The 14,152-nt window shown below is 45.9% G+C and carries 16 protein-coding genes; 8 read left to right on the plus strand and 8 right to left on the minus strand.

The window, feature by feature from the left end; genetic code table 11:
• Positions 1–170: 170 nt before the first annotated feature.
• Genes ABU165_RS12905 through ABU165_RS12915 form a run of 3 tightly spaced genes read left to right on the plus strand, consistent with a single transcriptional unit; the run spans position 171 to position 2,420 of the window.
• Entirely contained in the window at positions 171–1,046 is an 876-nt protein-coding gene (locus ABU165_RS12905) for a carbon-nitrogen hydrolase family protein (RefSeq protein WP_094768942.1), read from the plus strand.
• Between the two features lie 4 nt (positions 1,047–1,050).
• The gene (locus ABU165_RS12910) at positions 1,051–1,728 is read left to right on the plus strand and encodes a GNAT family N-acetyltransferase (protein ID WP_318060387.1); all 678 of its coding nucleotides are present in this window, start codon (positions 1,051–1,053) and stop codon (positions 1,726–1,728) included.
• Between the two features lie 20 nt (positions 1,729–1,748).
• Positions 1,749–2,420: a hypothetical protein gene (locus tag ABU165_RS12915; RefSeq protein WP_009795600.1), complete on the plus strand. Its 672-nt coding sequence runs from the start codon at positions 1,749–1,751 to the stop codon at positions 2,418–2,420.
• Between the two features lie 147 nt (positions 2,421–2,567).
• Here ABU165_RS12915 and ABU165_RS12920 read toward each other — a convergent pair whose 3' ends face one another.
• Positions 2,568–2,702, minus strand: a complete 135-nt coding sequence (locus ABU165_RS12920) for a hypothetical protein (RefSeq protein WP_022544052.1) — start codon at positions 2,700–2,702, stop codon at positions 2,568–2,570.
• A gap of 16 nt (positions 2,703–2,718) precedes the next feature.
• On the minus strand, positions 2,719–2,880 hold the full coding sequence (locus ABU165_RS12925) for a hypothetical protein (protein WP_022544051.1): 162 nt from the start codon (positions 2,878–2,880) through the stop codon (positions 2,719–2,721).
• A 190-nt stretch (positions 2,881–3,070) separates the two neighbouring features.
• On the opposite strand from ABU165_RS12925, the gene ABU165_RS12930 reads away from it, so the two are divergent.
• Positions 3,071–3,394 carry a MerR family transcriptional regulator gene (locus tag ABU165_RS12930; RefSeq protein WP_009795602.1) on the plus strand — a complete coding sequence of 108 codons (324 nt, stop codon included), beginning with the start codon at positions 3,071–3,073 and terminating at the stop codon, positions 3,392–3,394.
• 294 nt (positions 3,395–3,688) lie between these two features.
• Here ABU165_RS12930 and ABU165_RS12935 read toward each other — a convergent pair whose 3' ends face one another.
• The gene (locus tag ABU165_RS12935; RefSeq protein WP_009795603.1) at positions 3,689–3,994 is read right to left on the minus strand and encodes an antibiotic biosynthesis monooxygenase family protein; all 306 of its coding nucleotides are present in this window, start codon (positions 3,992–3,994) and stop codon (positions 3,689–3,691) included.
• A 160-nt stretch (positions 3,995–4,154) separates the two neighbouring features.
• Here ABU165_RS12935 and ABU165_RS12940 point away from each other — a divergent pair, with 160 nt between their 5' ends.
• Entirely contained in the window at positions 4,155–5,033 is an 879-nt protein-coding gene (locus ABU165_RS12940) for a MurR/RpiR family transcriptional regulator (protein ID WP_009795605.1), read from the plus strand.
• Positions 5,034–5,121: 88 nt separating this feature from the next.
• On the opposite strand, the gene ABU165_RS12945 is transcribed toward ABU165_RS12940, so the two are convergent.
• Complete coding sequence (locus ABU165_RS12945; protein WP_009795606.1) at positions 5,122–6,552, minus strand: SLC13 family permease; 1,431 nt, start codon at positions 6,550–6,552, stop codon at positions 5,122–5,124.
• 200 nt (positions 6,553–6,752) lie between these two features.
• Between ABU165_RS12945 and ABU165_RS12950 the strand changes: the two genes are divergently transcribed.
• Both ABU165_RS12950 and ABU165_RS12955 read left to right on the plus strand, forming a co-directional pair.
• Positions 6,753–7,688, plus strand: coding sequence for an MBL fold metallo-hydrolase (locus tag ABU165_RS12950; protein ID WP_318060386.1), 936 nt, complete (start codon positions 6,753–6,755; stop codon positions 7,686–7,688).
• Between the two features lie 147 nt (positions 7,689–7,835).
• Positions 7,836–8,600, plus strand: a complete 765-nt coding sequence (locus tag ABU165_RS12955; protein WP_009795608.1) for a Cof-type HAD-IIB family hydrolase — start codon at positions 7,836–7,838, stop codon at positions 8,598–8,600.
• Between the two features lie 101 nt (positions 8,601–8,701).
• On the opposite strand, the gene ABU165_RS12960 is transcribed toward ABU165_RS12955, so the two are convergent.
• Genes ABU165_RS12960 through fdhD form a run of 3 tightly spaced genes read right to left on the minus strand, consistent with a single transcriptional unit; the run spans position 8,702 to position 11,002 of the window.
• Positions 8,702–9,151 carry an OsmC family protein gene (locus ABU165_RS12960; RefSeq protein ID WP_009795609.1) on the minus strand — a complete coding sequence of 150 codons (450 nt, stop codon included), beginning with the start codon at positions 9,149–9,151 and terminating at the stop codon, positions 8,702–8,704.
• Positions 9,152–9,183: 32 nt separating this feature from the next.
• Positions 9,184–10,197, minus strand: coding sequence for a GTP 3',8-cyclase MoaA (gene moaA, locus ABU165_RS12965; protein ID WP_022544048.1), 1,014 nt, complete (start codon positions 10,195–10,197; stop codon positions 9,184–9,186).
• A gap of 19 nt (positions 10,198–10,216) precedes the next feature.
• A complete protein-coding gene (fdhD, locus tag ABU165_RS12970; protein WP_009795611.1) occupies positions 10,217–11,002 on the minus strand; it encodes a formate dehydrogenase accessory sulfurtransferase FdhD in 786 nt (261 codons plus the stop codon).
• A gap of 238 nt (positions 11,003–11,240) precedes the next feature.
• Between fdhD and ABU165_RS12975 the strand changes: the two genes are divergently transcribed.
• Positions 11,241–12,500 (plus strand): L-lactate MFS transporter, encoded by a 1,260-nt coding sequence (locus ABU165_RS12975; RefSeq protein WP_224950767.1) that lies wholly within the window; start codon positions 11,241–11,243, stop codon positions 12,498–12,500.
• A gap of 341 nt (positions 12,501–12,841) precedes the next feature.
• Here ABU165_RS12975 and ABU165_RS12980 read toward each other — a convergent pair whose 3' ends face one another.
• Positions 12,842–13,972 (minus strand): amidohydrolase, encoded by a 1,131-nt coding sequence (locus ABU165_RS12980; protein WP_009795614.1) that lies wholly within the window; start codon positions 13,970–13,972, stop codon positions 12,842–12,844.
• Positions 13,973–14,152 lie beyond the last annotated feature (180 nt).

Consider the following 14,152-nt stretch of genomic DNA (forward strand, 5'->3'; position numbering starts at 1 on the left):
ATAATAGAGATGTATTCTGCAGAGCCTTCAACAGGTGGAGAAGAAGGATAGTTACAGAGAAGTAACCAACTTACTTCAAAGTGAGTACTTGTTAAAAATCAAAAAATATTCCATAATCAAAAAGATAGTGCAGCGTGCACTAGCCCATCAATTTTTAGGGGGTTTTTTTTATGAAATTAAGAGTTTCTGCAGTTCAATACCACCTGCATACTATTCGTTCATTCCAGGACTTTGCTGACCAGTGTGAACATTATATAAAAACAGCACAGGAATATGGATCAGAGTTCGTCCTGTTTCCAGAGTTTTTCACAACGCAGCTTCTGTCAATCGGGAGTGAGCAGGGAACAAGGCTGACCATCAATGAACTCCCAGGGTTTACGGATCAATACAGGGAGCTGTTTTCCCGTTTCGCAATTGAAACAGGGATGCATATCATCGGAGGCACCCATGTTGTCAGCCGAAATGGAAAATTATACAATGTGGCCCACCTGTTCTATCCGGACGGCAGGATAGGGGAGCAGGCAAAGCTCCATATTACACCGACAGAGGTACATGAATGGAATATGTCCCAGGGAGATGGCCTCAGTGTCTTTGATACAGATAAAGGGCGCATTGCGGTCCTCACTTGCTATGATATTGAGTTTCCTGAAATCGTCAGGATGGCGAAAGCGAAAGGGGCGGATGTGATTTTCTGTCCTTCCTGCACAGATGACCGCCATGGCTTCCACCGTGTCCGCTATACCAGCCATGCAAGGGCGATTGAAAACCAGGTATATGTAGTTGTGACTGGCACTGTCGGATCTCTTCCTACAGTTGACTTCATGCGCGCCAACTTCGGGCAGGCCGCAGTGCTGACGCCTAATGATATTCCGTTTCCGCCTAAGGGTATCATGGCTGAAGGCGAGCTTAATAATGACATGATCGTAACTGCTGACCTTGATTTGAGCCTGCTTTACGAAGTGAGGGAAAGAGGTTCAGTGACAACCTGGCGCGACAGGCGCAGTGACCTGTATACAGACTGGGAAAATACCGGGATAGAAGGCTGAGAGTATGGGATACGAAAGCCGTTTCTATGTTCGATATGGTGAAAAGATGCTGCAGGCGGCAGTCAGGAACTATCAAAGAAAAGATTTTCCTGAGCTGATCAGCATCCAGGCGGAATGCTTTCCGCCTCCTTTTCCAGAAGAACTGTGGTGGAACAGGGAACAGCTGGAAAACCATGTTTCTCTCTTTCCGGAAGGTGCGCTCTGCATAGAGGTTGATGGCGAGCTTGCCGGCTCAATGACAGGGCTTCTCGTGCAGTTCGACCCTTCTTCACCTTCCCACACATGGGAAGAAGTGACAGACGGAGGGTATATCCGCAATCATAACCCGAATGGAAATACTTTATATATCGTGGATATCAGCATCCGGCCAAAATACCGTAAGCTCGGCCTGGGCAAGATTCTGATGCAGGCTATGTATCATACGGTCATTGGCCTTGGGCTGGAGCGGCTGCTTGGGGGAGGGCGCATGCCGGGCTATCATAAGCATGCAGCGCTCATGAGCCCTGAAGAATATGTCCGGAAGGTTACAGCAGGAGAACTGAAGGACCCGGTCCTTTCATTTCTCCTGGGATGCGGGCGGGTCCCGATTGCTCTGGTGTCCGGTTACCTGGAGGACGGGGAGTCCTTGAATTATGCCTGCCTGATGGAATGGAGAAATCCTTTTTTACAGGAGAATAAATAACTATTTTTGGAGTGTGTCAGATGGAGTATATCCGCATTACAAGTATTGAAGATCCATTATTTGTCAAGATGCATAATTTAATGAAGGACGTTTTCCCTCCGGAAGAGGTGCTGGAATATGAATTGTGGAAAGAACCGCTCGAGGATCCCGGCATCAGGGTGTTTATTGCCCTTGAAGACGGCGAAGCCGTAGGCGCAACAGAATACCGCTATTATCCTGACTGGAATATCGCCATGACCGATTTTACCATCATCGGCAAGCCGGGCCTGAGCATCGGGCGCTTTCTTGCAGTTAACAGGCAGAAAGACCTTGAAGGGCTTGCAAGGGAAAATGGCAAAGAGCTTTTTGGGATGTTTGCAGAAATTTATGACCCTTATCAGGCCGGCAGCCATGAGTTTGGCGGAGTGAAGGCGATGAATCCGTTTGTCCGCCGGGAAGTGCTCTCACATCTGGGCTACAGACGTCTGAGTTTTGAATATGTACACCCATCATGGAAGAATGACGGTGAAGCGGTGAAAGGTCTTGATCTATGCTTCATGCCGGCAAATGAAGAAACGCAGGAAATACCCGCAGCCCTTGCTGCAGATTTTCTTGAAACTTATTACAGCGTCCTTTCCAACAAGCCTGCCGAATGGCTCGCAATGGTTGAAGGATTGAAGAATAAAGAAACAATCGAACTGCTGCCATTGTAAAAGCAGCACTAAAAAATAGAGAAAGCCCGCGGCAGCGGGCTTTTTTTTCAATTGCGGGTGACAGGCACCTATACCACTCCTATACCACTTCCAAGAAGATTTCTGCACTTACCTTAACATCCATTTTCAATCAGATATTAGGTTTCGTCAGCTGTTCTGAGCCATTCGGAGCAATTCATGGGCACGTTCACCTGCAAGTTCGGCGAGCACTTCCCAGATCTCATCACGGAGCAGATCCAGTTCTATGATTTTCTTCGCAAGTTCGGCTGCTTCTCTTTCCATCCATTTCCCCTCCGGTTCAACTTTTGTCCAGACCCTTTTCTCTTTGCAGTTTCTTATATTCTCCCTCAAGTTCTGTCAGCGTCAATGATTTTACATAAGAATCGAGCAAACCGCCTTTAACGAGCAACTGAATGAAATACTTCTTCTTTTTCTCAACTGCCTCGCGAAGAAATGGCACCGGCCCTCATCCTTTCTTTCGTTTTTTATAGTGTAGAAAAAAACATGAGAAATTTCATTTGCTTTGTAAGAAAATCTTCCTGTTTTTTCATAAAAGGGTTAATTAATGTCAGATTTTCTTACATAACTCTGTGAAAATCTGTTTCTGCATATATATAATGGAACAAAGATAAAGCCATCGGGGTGAGTGTATGAAAGAAGAACCTTCGTACAAGAACAGAAAAGTCATTTCCATTGGGGTGGTAAGCGAGCTGACAGGATTGAGTGAAAGGCAGATTAGATATTATGAAGAAAGAAGCCTCATTTTTCCCGAAAGAACTGAAAAGGGGAGCAGGAAATATTCCTTCTCAGATGTTGAACAGCTCATTGATATTGCCAACAAAAGAGAAGAAGGGGTCAGAACAGACGAAATCAGGAGCGATTATCTGAAAAAAAATAATACCAAAGATGAGAAACTCCGCGAGCAGATGCTAAAAGGGCAGATTAATGCCCGCTTTGGGATCCGGAGGAAATAATAGTTATTCACTGAATTTTATAAATTTTTCCGCCTTTGAAAGATATACTGGCCTAAGAGAATACAACATGATTTCATCCAAATGGCGTCCCATCCACACATCCTGCCTATGCTTCAAAGTGTTACCGTGAGAAAGACCATTGGGCTTGTGAAAAATAATGAAAAGAGTTCTCCTCTATGGAGGGCTTTTTTGATCCTGTATAAATTAAAGGGCCAAATATGCCATGCAAAAAGGACCCCCGCTCAAAACTGGAGCGGGGGTCCCGGGCATTTAGTAGTCTGATAAAATGATATGCTAGTCTCCAACAACCTCGAATTGAGTTACCTTTGGAATGACAGAGGCGAGCTCCTGGTCTGGGTATTTCTTTTCAAGATCATGGATTTCCTTGAATTGGGCGCTTTTTACCCAATTTAAATAGCTTTCCTTTGTATCCCATTCCATATGGACGGTAATGTCCCCTGGTCGTTTGCTGTTCTGGAGCAGAAGGAATTTTTTGAAGCCTTCGGACTGATCTACTTTCCGTGAGCGGTTATGGTAGATTTCTATTACCTCTGCAGCCTTTTCAGCCGGCACGGTAAAGGTAGAATGGACAATATACATAGTAAGCACTCCAACACTTTTTTGTCTATCATAACATGGAGGAGTCCTGCTTACAATGAAGCAGCAAAGCATCTTTCACCTTCTGCACTGCTCAAAAATGATAGAACAGGGAAAAGGCGTTATAATATAAATAATAAATATATCGCAAGTGAGGTATTCCATGTCTTTTATTAATGGCGGGCTTGTCATGCTTTCCGAAATGCTGGGAAAGCTGCCTCCTTCAGAGAAAAAAATAGCATCCTTCATCCTGGAAAATCCAAAGGAAGCGATCGCATTGACAGCCAGTGAACTGGGCAAGCGGAGCTCCACAAGCAGTGCGGCCGTAATCAGGCTCTGCAAATCACTTGGGCTGAAAGGCTACCAGGAATTGAAGCTTAGGATTGCCGGTGATCTGCAAAAAACTGACCACCCCGGATTCCGTGATATTGAACCGAATGAATCACAGCATTCCATCATTGAGAAAATGTCGAGCAACAGCATCCAGACAATCAGGGAAACTGCCGATCTGCTGAGCGCAGAAGAGCTTTCCAAAGCTGTCGAAGCCATCCAGAAGGCGGAAACAGTGCATTTCTTTGGGGTAGGCGCCTCCAGCATCATCGCCCAGGACGCCCAGCAGAAATTCCTTCGCATCAATAAGCATGCTACAGCCTTTGCTGATATCCATATGACTGCTACACTGGTCGCGAATGTTAAGCCGGATGATGTGGTTTTCGGGATATCTTTTTCAGGCAAGACATTTGAGGTCGCCAAGATACTTGAGCTTGCCAATAAGCGGGGCGCTGTAACAATCTCTCTTACAAAGTACGGAAGCTCCCTCGTTTCAGATCAAGCGGATATCAGGCTGTTCACATCTTCCACAAAAGAGCCAACATTCAGGAGCGGTGCAACTTCCTCGAGGATCGCACAGCTTCATGTTATTGATATTCTTTTCATGTGCGCCGCTTCCAGACAGTATGATGAAAGCGTTGCCTATCTTGATGAAACGAGGAGTGCCATTGATTTTCTGCGCGAGAATGTTAAGTCGAAGCATTTGAAGTGAAAAGAACCGGACCAGATTCCGGTTCTTTTTTTTCAAACAAGGGGAGTAAATCAAGCCATTTTTCGGAAAACAGTCTGCTCTTATTTTCTTAAAAAATACGCGGCAGCCAGTAATAGACTGCCAACACGATGATAAATAGGCTGATTAAGTTCAGCCAAAAACCGCTTTTGATCATATCATTAATTTTGATATAATCAGAACCGAAAACAATAGCGTTGGGTGCTGTGGAGATCGGCAGCATAAATGCACAAGAAGAAGCGAGTGCGGCCGCTGCCATTAATCCATATGGCTCGATTCCAATGCCATAAGCCATTCCGACTGTTATTGGGATAACCATATTTGATACTGCAGTATTCGACATAATTTCAGTCAGAAATAAAATGATCGCTGAGAGGGTCAGTACTATGAAAAAATAGGGATAACCGATTAAGGTTTCCAGTTGAGTCCCTATCCAGTTTGTCAGTTTTGATTCTGTAAAGGCGGCTGCCAGGGAAAGCCCGCCTCCAAATAGCAAAAGCAGCCCCCAAGGCAGTTTTGAGGCATCTTCCCATTCAAGCATCCTTTCTTTTTTGATCTTTGCGGGGATAAAAAACAGCAGGAGTGCTCCAAAGATACCAATCATAGAGTCATTGATAGTCTCGGGAAGCAGACCCCCAAGAACCCACAGCAGGCCGGTAAGGAAAAACACACCGGCAACCATCTTTTCTTCATAAGTAACAGGACCCAGCTCCTGAAGTTCTTTTTTTATGTATTGCTGATTGTCACCAATGCTGACTTTGACTGGAAACTGAACTCTGGTGATATACAAGTAGGTCAAAATAAGAAGAATCACTGTAAGTGGCAGTGCGAATATCAGCCAATCTGAGAATGTTATAGTTCTGCCAAGCATTTCTGCAGAAATGGCTGCGAATGCAGCATTTGGTATTGACCCTACCAGTGTTGCCAGCCCGCCAATCGTGGCTGAATATGCGACTGACAGCATAATGCTTTTGCTGAAAAAATCAAAGCTCTTGTTATCCAGTACAGTGTCTGCTTTTATTTGTTTCGTCAGAGCGAGTGCTATAGGGAACATCATGAGTGCTGTTGCTGTGTTGTTGATCCACATGGATAAAAGTGAAGTAGCCAGCATGACTCCAAGGATAATACGGTTTGAGCTTGTTCCGATAACACTAAGAATTGTTAAGGCGATTCTTTTGTGTAGATTCCACTTTTCGATAGCGATGGCTATTATAAAACCCCCCATATACATAAAGACTATCGGATTGCCGTATGCGGAAGCGGCTTTTCCGCTATCAAGCCCTCCGGATATCGGGAGGAGGATCAGCGGGAGAAGAGAAGTGGCAGGTATCGGAAGAGTCTCAGTAATCCACCATATGGAGATCCAGGCTGTTGAAGCCAGTACTGCTTTTGGTTGAGGATCCATATCCATAAAAAACATAATAGCTGCAAAACTTAAAGGTCCAAGAATCAGACCAATAATTTTTGCCTTTGAATAAGTATTTTTCTTTTCGGTTTGCATGTGTGCCTCCTTTAATGTCTGTGTTTTTCGATGGAATATTATGTAATGGATAGAAAATATCTACCCTGCAACACCGACAAGGTAAACCGCTTTCAAGATTTTGGGCTGCGTATTTCTGGATGAATCTTTTGCCGCTTCCCAGCCGCCCTAGTAAAATATAAGAATCAAAGCCATATATGGCGGTTAAGGAAGGTAATGGTATGAAAGGCTCCAGATATGAAAATTATGATGGTGTGAAAAACGAACATGGGTTCAGGGATATGCTGCGCTGGTCGAGGGAGAGGCGGAGGAATAAGAAAGATCTTAATGTGCAGATAGCTCAGGCTGAAGAGAAGGAAGCAGAGAAGCTTAAGAAAAACCGGGAGTCCATGTCAGTGACTTGGATAGGGCATTCGACCTTTCTTATACAGATTGGCGGATTGAATATGATGACTGACCCTGTGTGGGCTTTAAGGATGGGGGTGCAAAAGAGACTGACGGAGCCTGGACTGCCAATCACTTCCCTTCCCCCCATTGATTTGGTCCTGATTTCGCATGGCCATTATGATCATCTTGACTTTCCTTCAATCAAAAATCTTGGGGGAGATCCGGCTTTCTATGTGCCGGCAGGCTTGAAGGGAGTTTTTACAAAGAGGGGCTATAAGAATATCCACGAGGCAGACTGGTGGGACAGTTTTGAAGCGGGCACCCTTAAGCTTACCTTTGTCCCTGCCCAGCATTGGACAAGGCGGGGCCTGAATGACACCAATACTTCCCATTGGGGAGGCTGGATCATAGAGAATCCTGAAGATGAACAATCAGTTTATTTTGCAGGGGATACGGGCTATTTCAGGGGATTCAAGGAGATAGCGGAAAAGCACAAGCTAGATATTGTCCTGATGCCGATTGGAGCGTATGAACCCGAATGGTTTATGTCTGTTTCCCATATCAATCCCGAGGATGCAATAAAAGCCTTTCTGGAGCTTAAAGGAGAGCGGTTCATTCCCATGCATTATGGTGCATACCGCCTTGCAGATGATACAGGGCCTGAAGCCTTGGAGAGGCTGGAAAAAGAATGGGACAGGCTTGCATTGCCCAAGGAACAGCTAAAGGTCCTGAAGCTCGGCGGGACATTCTGGCCTGGAGGGCAATTGTAAAGTTTATGCTAAGATTGGCTGTCAGAGCTTCTTCCCGGTGCAGAAAATATATAGGATAAAAAAGAGCGGGGAAGTCTATCATTGGATAGACATGCCATTTTTTTATTATAATAAAATAGACATAATTCGAGAGAGGACTGAGCCGCGTTGCAAAACAGAGAAGAAAGTCCAGAAATTAAACTGATTGCATTGGACATGGACGGAACATTATTGAATGAAAAAGGCGAAGTATCGGATGGGAACCGTAAAGCTATAAAGGAAGCCATTGAAGCAGGCATCAAAGTGGTGTTAAGCACTGGCAGGACAAGGCTTACCTGCAGGGATCACGCAGATTCTCTGAAGCTTGACTCCTATCTTGTGACAATCAACGGAGGGGAGATATGGGGACCGGACGGGAGCCTTGTGGAAAGGAATCCGGTTTCTGCAGAGCTGATCAGCTGGATGTGGGATTTGTCAAAAGAGCATAAAGCCGGCTTCTGGGCAGTTAACAGCGAGAAGGTGTTCCGAGATGAGATGCCGGAAGATCTGCTGTCAAACGAATGGCTGAAGTTCGGTTTTAACATCGAGGACGATGCCGCAAGGGAAACGGTTCTGCAGACATTGGCAGAACGGGGAGAGCTGGAAATAACGAACAGCGCCCTGACCAATATCGAAGTCAATGCACTGGGAGTCAATAAGGCTAATGGCATTAAGAGGGTCTGCGAACTTCTTGGCTTAACGATGGATCAGGTGATGGCTGTCGGGGATAGCCTGAATGATATTTCAATGATCAGGGAATGCGGCTGGGGTGTGGCGATGGGAAATGCCCAGGAGACAGTAAAGGAAGCAGCCGACGCAGTGACCGCTGCCAACACTGAAGATGGAGTAGCAGCAGCTATCAGAAAGTTTGCCCTCAAAAAGCAGCTAAGCTAGTTGAATTGAAAAATAAGGCACTCTTTATGTTCAAAAAATGCCCGGGATATCTGAGGCGGCCACAATATGTGGTATCGTTCAGTTTCCTGGGCATTTTTTTGTTATTCAGCTTTTTTTATATCCGTATAAAGTGAAATTTCCACATTTCCTTTTACAGCCCTTGAAATCATACAGGATCCCTCCGCTTTTTGGGCAAGCCGTTCGGCAAGCTGGAGGTCCCGGTCTGACGCGTCCGATTTCAAAATAATCTGTGGGCGGTGGATAATTTCTTTATAGGTTATGACTCCGTTAGTAACATCGACTATTCCTGTCGATTCTATCGTTAAGTCCTCTTTTTCGAGCCTGCTTCTCTCCATCATGGCAGCCAGTGTAATGATATAGCATGTCGCGGCTGCACCGAGGAGCATTTCATCCGGATTAGTGCCGACGCCAGGCCCGTCCATTTCCGGCGGGATGGATATTTTCGTAGAGAGCCCCTTTGTTTCCAGTGTTCCAGAATCATTGCGCAATCCTGGCCAGTGGGCTTTTAGTTCAAATCGGTGTTCCGCCATTATGCATCCTCCTGACAATAAAAGAGACCATATCAGCCTCCAATATGGGACATTTCAACTTTTTTCCGGGAAGTGCCGCTGCTTTTCAGCTCATCCCTCGTCTCTGAATACCGGTCATCCCTGGCATTCCAGATACCAGTGATGATGCTTTCAAGTTCATCATCGGTTTTTCCTGCACGGAGCGGCTCTTTGAGGTTATGCCCGGCAGAAGAAAACAGGCATGTATACAGTTTGCCTTCAGCAGAAAGCCTTGCTCTGTTGCATGATGAGCAAAAAGCATCAGTGACGGAAGAAATAATCCCAAATTCAGATTCTGAGCCTTCATATACATATCTTTTTGCAACTTCCCCCGGATAATTCGGCGGGGCAGGCTGGAAGGGCAAGACTTCCGCTATATCGCGGAGGATATCTTTCTTTGTATAAACGGTATCCATATTCCACTGGTTTGTGTTCCCGACATCCATGAATTCAATGAATCTAAGAGCATGGCCTTTTTCTTTGAAAAATTTGGCCATTGGGATAACATGATGATCATTTACGCCTTTCTGGACAACCATGTTAATTTTTACTTTCAAGCCGGCTTCAGCTGCTGCGTCAATTCCTTTCAGCACTTGATCAACTTTGATTCCGCGGCCGTTTATTTTTCCGAACAGCTCATCATCCAGTGAATCGAGGCTGATGGAAACCCTGCGCAATCCTGCAGATTTCAGTTCTTTTGCATAGCGGGGCAGCAGTATTCCATTAGTGGTCATGGCTATATCATCAACCCCGGGGATGCTGGACAATTTCTCAACAAGCTGGGGGAGATCTTTGCGCATTAAAGGCTCACCCCCGGTGAGCCTGAATTTTTGGATTCCAAATGCCTTCGCAAAAACGGACGCAAGCTTCTCTATTTCCTCAAACGAAAGGAGCTGGTCCTTCGGCAGGAAGGCATATCCGGGGCCAAAAATTTCCGCCGGCATGCAGTAGGTGCAGCGCAGATTGCATTTATCGGTAACGGAGATGCGCAGATCCCGCAGATTTCTGTCTAGTTTATCTATGAGCATGGGATGGCCTCCTTTAAATTTAAATTTCTGTTATCCGTTCCGGGCAGGAGTATACATTAAAGGAATTTCCCCTGATAAATCCTGCTGCAGTAATGTTCAAATCTTCCGCAAGATCAATCGCAAGGCCGGTCGGGGCAGACTTGGACAATAAGATGCCGACCCCGATTTTGGCGGCCTTCAGAAGCACTTCAGAGGAAATCCTTCCGCTGAACGCAATCGCTTTATCCCGTACAGGTATCTTATTTATTATACAGTATCCCAGAATTTTATCTAAAGCATTATGCCTGCCAATATCTGTACGGCTGATGATCATCCTGTCGCCATGGAATAAAGCTGCATTGTGGACACCGCCGGTCTGCCGGAAATCAACACTGGCTTCCTGCAGCTGCTTCATCGCTGATAGGCATTCTTGGGCTGTTAATGAAGCTGTTGAAGTGGAGGTCTTTGCTGTCTTCACATCACTGAGGAGATAAAACTGCCGGCTTTTGCCGCAGCAGGAGCCGATGAATCTTTTGGAATGGGCTGGTTTTAAGGCTGGAGTGTAACTGCTTACCTCGGCATAAGCGAAGCCCTTGCTGCTGTCTACCTGGAGACTTGTCAGCTCTCTGCTGCTGCGGATGACTCCTTCAGAAGCAAGGAATCCGACCGCAAGCTCTTCCAGTCCGTCCGGGGAACAAACCATTGTAGCGAATTCCTCGCCATTTATAAAGATGGTGAGAGGGAATTCCTCTGCTATCAGGTCTGCACCCTCTTTAAGCTTTCCATCCTGAAATTGGACTATTTTTCTTTCTTTGCTTATATTCATTCTTTTCACCCGTTCTCTTGAATTACCACAAATATTAGCACATATATGAGAGAAAGCAAGAATTTAAGCCGTGGTATATTGATGCTGTTTATCCAGCGCCGAATACAGGGCATCGCCTTGCCCATTCTCTAAAAACCATCTAAATATTATGACTATTCCGTTTGGAGGGAAGCTTTTAAGGGAATATAGCAATGCTTGTTATGAAAGGGTTTTCTAATTAGAGGAGGGAGATGGAGTGATGGAAAAAACCAAAAACAGGTGGCTGATCGCGGCCTCGGCAGTGGGAATCCATATATCGATCGGGTCTGTATATGCCTGGAGTGTCTTCACCAAGCCGATTGTCAGCGAGTTTGGCTGGGATTTGACAGAGGTCAGCTTTACTTTCAGCCTGGCAATTTTATTCCTGGGCCTATCAGCTGCATTCCTGGGCCACTTTGTAGAAAGATATGGTCCGCGCAAAGCGGGGATATTGGCTGCCGTTTTTTTCGGCGCAGGAATAACCGGATCAGGGCTTGCCATCCAAATGGAATCTTTAATGCTATTATACATCTTTTATGGAGTACTTGGAGGCATTGGTCTGGGTGTGGGCTATATTGCTCCTGTTTCAACTCTCGTAAAGTGGTTCCCTGACCGCCGCGGACTTGCGACGGGGCTTGCTATCATGGGATTCGGTTTTGCTGCCCTTATCAGCAGCCCGATCATGCAGAGCCTCATCAATTCCGTGGGCATTGCAAGCACCTTCTATATCCTTGGGATCTCCTACTTTATTATTATGATCGCTGCCTCTCTCTATTTGGCTCCTCCAAAAGAAGGCTGGGTGCCGAAAGGGTTTGAAGGAAAAGGGGATGGCAAGGGTGGGGGAAGGGAAGATTTATCGCAGCTCACAGCCAATGAGGCAGTGAAAACGAAAAGATTCTACTTTCTCTGGATCATGCTTTTCATCAATGTCACCTGCGGCATAGCCATTATTTCTGCTGCTTCTCCTCTCGCACAGGAAAGCATCGGACTTACAGCAGCAGCGGCAGCAGCCCTTGTCGGTGTTCTGGGCGCTTTTAATGGATTAGGAAGGATCGGGTGGGCTTCGATCTCTGATTATATCGGCAGGCCCAATACCTATACGCTCTTTTTCCTGATCCAGATCATTGCTTTTCCGCTTGTCACCATGGTTGATAATCCGCTGCTGTTTCAGATCATCCTTGCCATCATATACACATGCTATGGCGGAGGCTTTGCCTCCATCCCGGCATACATCGGGGATTTGTTTGGGACAAAACAGCTGGGCGCCATCCACGGATATATTTTAACAGCGTGGGCTGCGGCCGGCCTGGCCGGACCGATGTTCGCTTCTTGGGTAAGGGAAACGACAGGGAGCTATTCTCAAAGCCTCTATGTTTTCACAGGACTCTTTGCCGTTGCACTTACTGTTTCATTATTGATCCGCCTTGATATTAAAAGGCTCAGAGAGAAGAAAGCAGATAAAAAGTCAGTAGCCGTCTAGTTATAAAAAGGGCGTTTTGCGGAAGACAGGCTGGCCGCCATAACAGTTGATCGCTGTGTATGGCGGCTATTTGACGTTTGCTGAAACAAAAACAGCATGCTTTTCAAAAGGGGAAATAATCTTGTTGCCGGCATAACCTTTGGCAAAGAACCGATTGTGAACCAGCAAAAAAGCCGATGTTTTCTATTCATCGGCTTAATAAATGCTGTTAGTGGAGGGCCTTTGGTAGCGCCGTCCAATTTGCCTGTGAGATTCCTGGATACGAAGATACCATTTCTGGACAGTCAGCCTGCCAATCACCCTACAGCAGAATTGCCGGCAAAAAAGACTAACCGCCTGGTTCAGACTCTCTCCCCGTTGATATAAGTTTCCTCAACGGAGGAACGCAAGTCAAATGGATCCCCGCTCCAGATGACAAAGTCGGCGTCCTTGCCAGGTTCGAGCGATCCGACACGATCCTCGACTCCGAGATGCCTTGCCGCATTAATCGTAATCGCTTCTAGTGCCTGCTCTTCACTCAGGCCGTTTTTGACAGCCAGAATGGCGCTGGTCATCAGGTGCTCGATTCCTACGACAGGGTGGTCAGTGGTAAGGGAGAATGCTATTCCCTCTTCTGCAAGGGCAGGAAGTGTATGCCAGCCTTTATCCGCAAGCTCAACTTTGGATCGGGAGGACATGGTCGGGCCAACGGAAACCCGGACATCATGTTTGGCAATGAATGGGGCAATCAGGTGGCCTTCTGTGCAATGCTCGATGGTCAGGTCAAAGCCGAATTCCCTTTTAAGCCTTAAGATGGTAATAATGTCATCGGCCCGGTGCGCATGGACGCGAAGCGGGATTTCTTTATTAAGCACCTTAGCAATGTTCTCAAGTTCTAGTTTCCTGTCTGCTTTTCCGGCTTTGCGGTTTTCGATGTAGCTTTGTGCCTCAATGAATTTTTCGCGCAGAATCGCGGCCACTCCCATCCTGGTAGTCGGCATGATGCCTTTTCCGCCATGGAATCTTTTCGGGTTTTCTCCGGTTGCCGCTTTCAGGCCGGAAGGGTTTCTGATAACCATATCATCAATGATTTGCCCGGCAGTTTTCAGGACGATCATCTCTCCGCCAATGACATTGGCGCTGCCCGGCATTACCTGAACCGTAGTGATCCCAAAGCGCCTTGCATCCTCAAAGCCTTTCTCCATCGGGTTGATCCCATCGATGGCTCTTACCTGGGCAGTGGCAGCAGCACTTGTTTCATTGAAATCCTGCCCCTCTTTACCCACACCTTCTTCATGCACCCCCAGATGAGTATGTACGTCAATCAAACCTGGAGTGACAATTTTGCCTGCTGCATCAATGACTGTATATTCTTCCCCGATTTCAAGATCTTCTCCTAATCTTTGAATTTTCCCGTCCTGAATAAGAAGATTGGCATTTTCATATTTTTTCCCTGTTCCATCAAAAATTTTTGCGTTTGTAATCGCTAACATGATTTTTTCGCTCCTTTTTTAATAAAAAATGTTGATTTCTGAAAATTCTTTTTCTATAATTACCCTTAATTCCTTTTTTCGATAATAAAATATTTTTTAAATATTGTAAATGGTACATATATTGAATTTGCATTTCCGTTTTTCTTACTTATATTAAAATCTCATACCGAAAGGAGGTAA

Origin of the sequence: Cytobacillus sp. T106, from assembly GCF_040492155.1 — a bacterium.
Taxonomy (GTDB): domain Bacteria; phylum Bacillota; class Bacilli; order Bacillales; family Cytobacillaceae; genus Bacillus_AB; species Bacillus_AB infantis.

Bases quoted from the DNA above. Each gene is read 5' to 3' on its own strand.
- ABU165_RS12905 (WP_094768942.1), top strand. From the start codon at position 171: ATGAAATTAAGAGTTTCTGCAGTTCAATACCACCTGCATACTATTCGT.
- ABU165_RS12910 (WP_318060387.1), top strand. From the start codon at position 1,051: ATGGGATACGAAAGCCGTTTCTATGTTCGATATGGTGAAAAGATGCTG.
- ABU165_RS12915 (WP_009795600.1), top strand. From the start codon at position 1,749: ATGGAGTATATCCGCATTACAAGTATTGAAGATCCATTATTTGTCAAG.
- ABU165_RS12920 (WP_022544052.1), bottom strand. From the start codon at position 2,702: ATGGAAAGAGAAGCAGCCGAACTTGCGAAGAAAATCATAGAACTGGAT.
- ABU165_RS12930 (WP_009795602.1), top strand. From the start codon at position 3,071: ATGAAAGAAGAACCTTCGTACAAGAACAGAAAAGTCATTTCCATTGGG.
- ABU165_RS12935 (WP_009795603.1), bottom strand. From the start codon at position 3,994: ATGTATATTGTCCATTCTACCTTTACCGTGCCGGCTGAAAAGGCTGCA.
- ABU165_RS12940 (WP_009795605.1), top strand. From the start codon at position 4,155: ATGTCTTTTATTAATGGCGGGCTTGTCATGCTTTCCGAAATGCTGGGA.
- ABU165_RS12945 (WP_009795606.1), bottom strand. From the start codon at position 6,552: ATGCAAACCGAAAAGAAAAATACTTATTCAAAGGCAAAAATTATTGGT.
- ABU165_RS12950 (WP_318060386.1), top strand. From the start codon at position 6,753: ATGAAAGGCTCCAGATATGAAAATTATGATGGTGTGAAAAACGAACAT.
- ABU165_RS12960 (WP_009795609.1), bottom strand. From the start codon at position 9,151: ATGGCGGAACACCGATTTGAACTAAAAGCCCACTGGCCAGGATTGCGC.
- moaA (WP_022544048.1), bottom strand. From the start codon at position 10,197: ATGCTCATAGATAAACTAGACAGAAATCTGCGGGATCTGCGCATCTCC.
- fdhD (WP_009795611.1), bottom strand. From the start codon at position 11,002: ATGAATATAAGCAAAGAAAGAAAAATAGTCCAATTTCAGGATGGAAAG.
- ABU165_RS12975 (WP_224950767.1), top strand. From the start codon at position 11,241: ATGGAAAAAACCAAAAACAGGTGGCTGATCGCGGCCTCGGCAGTGGGA.
- ABU165_RS12980 (WP_009795614.1), bottom strand. From the start codon at position 13,972: ATGTTAGCGATTACAAACGCAAAAATTTTTGATGGAACAGGGAAAAAA.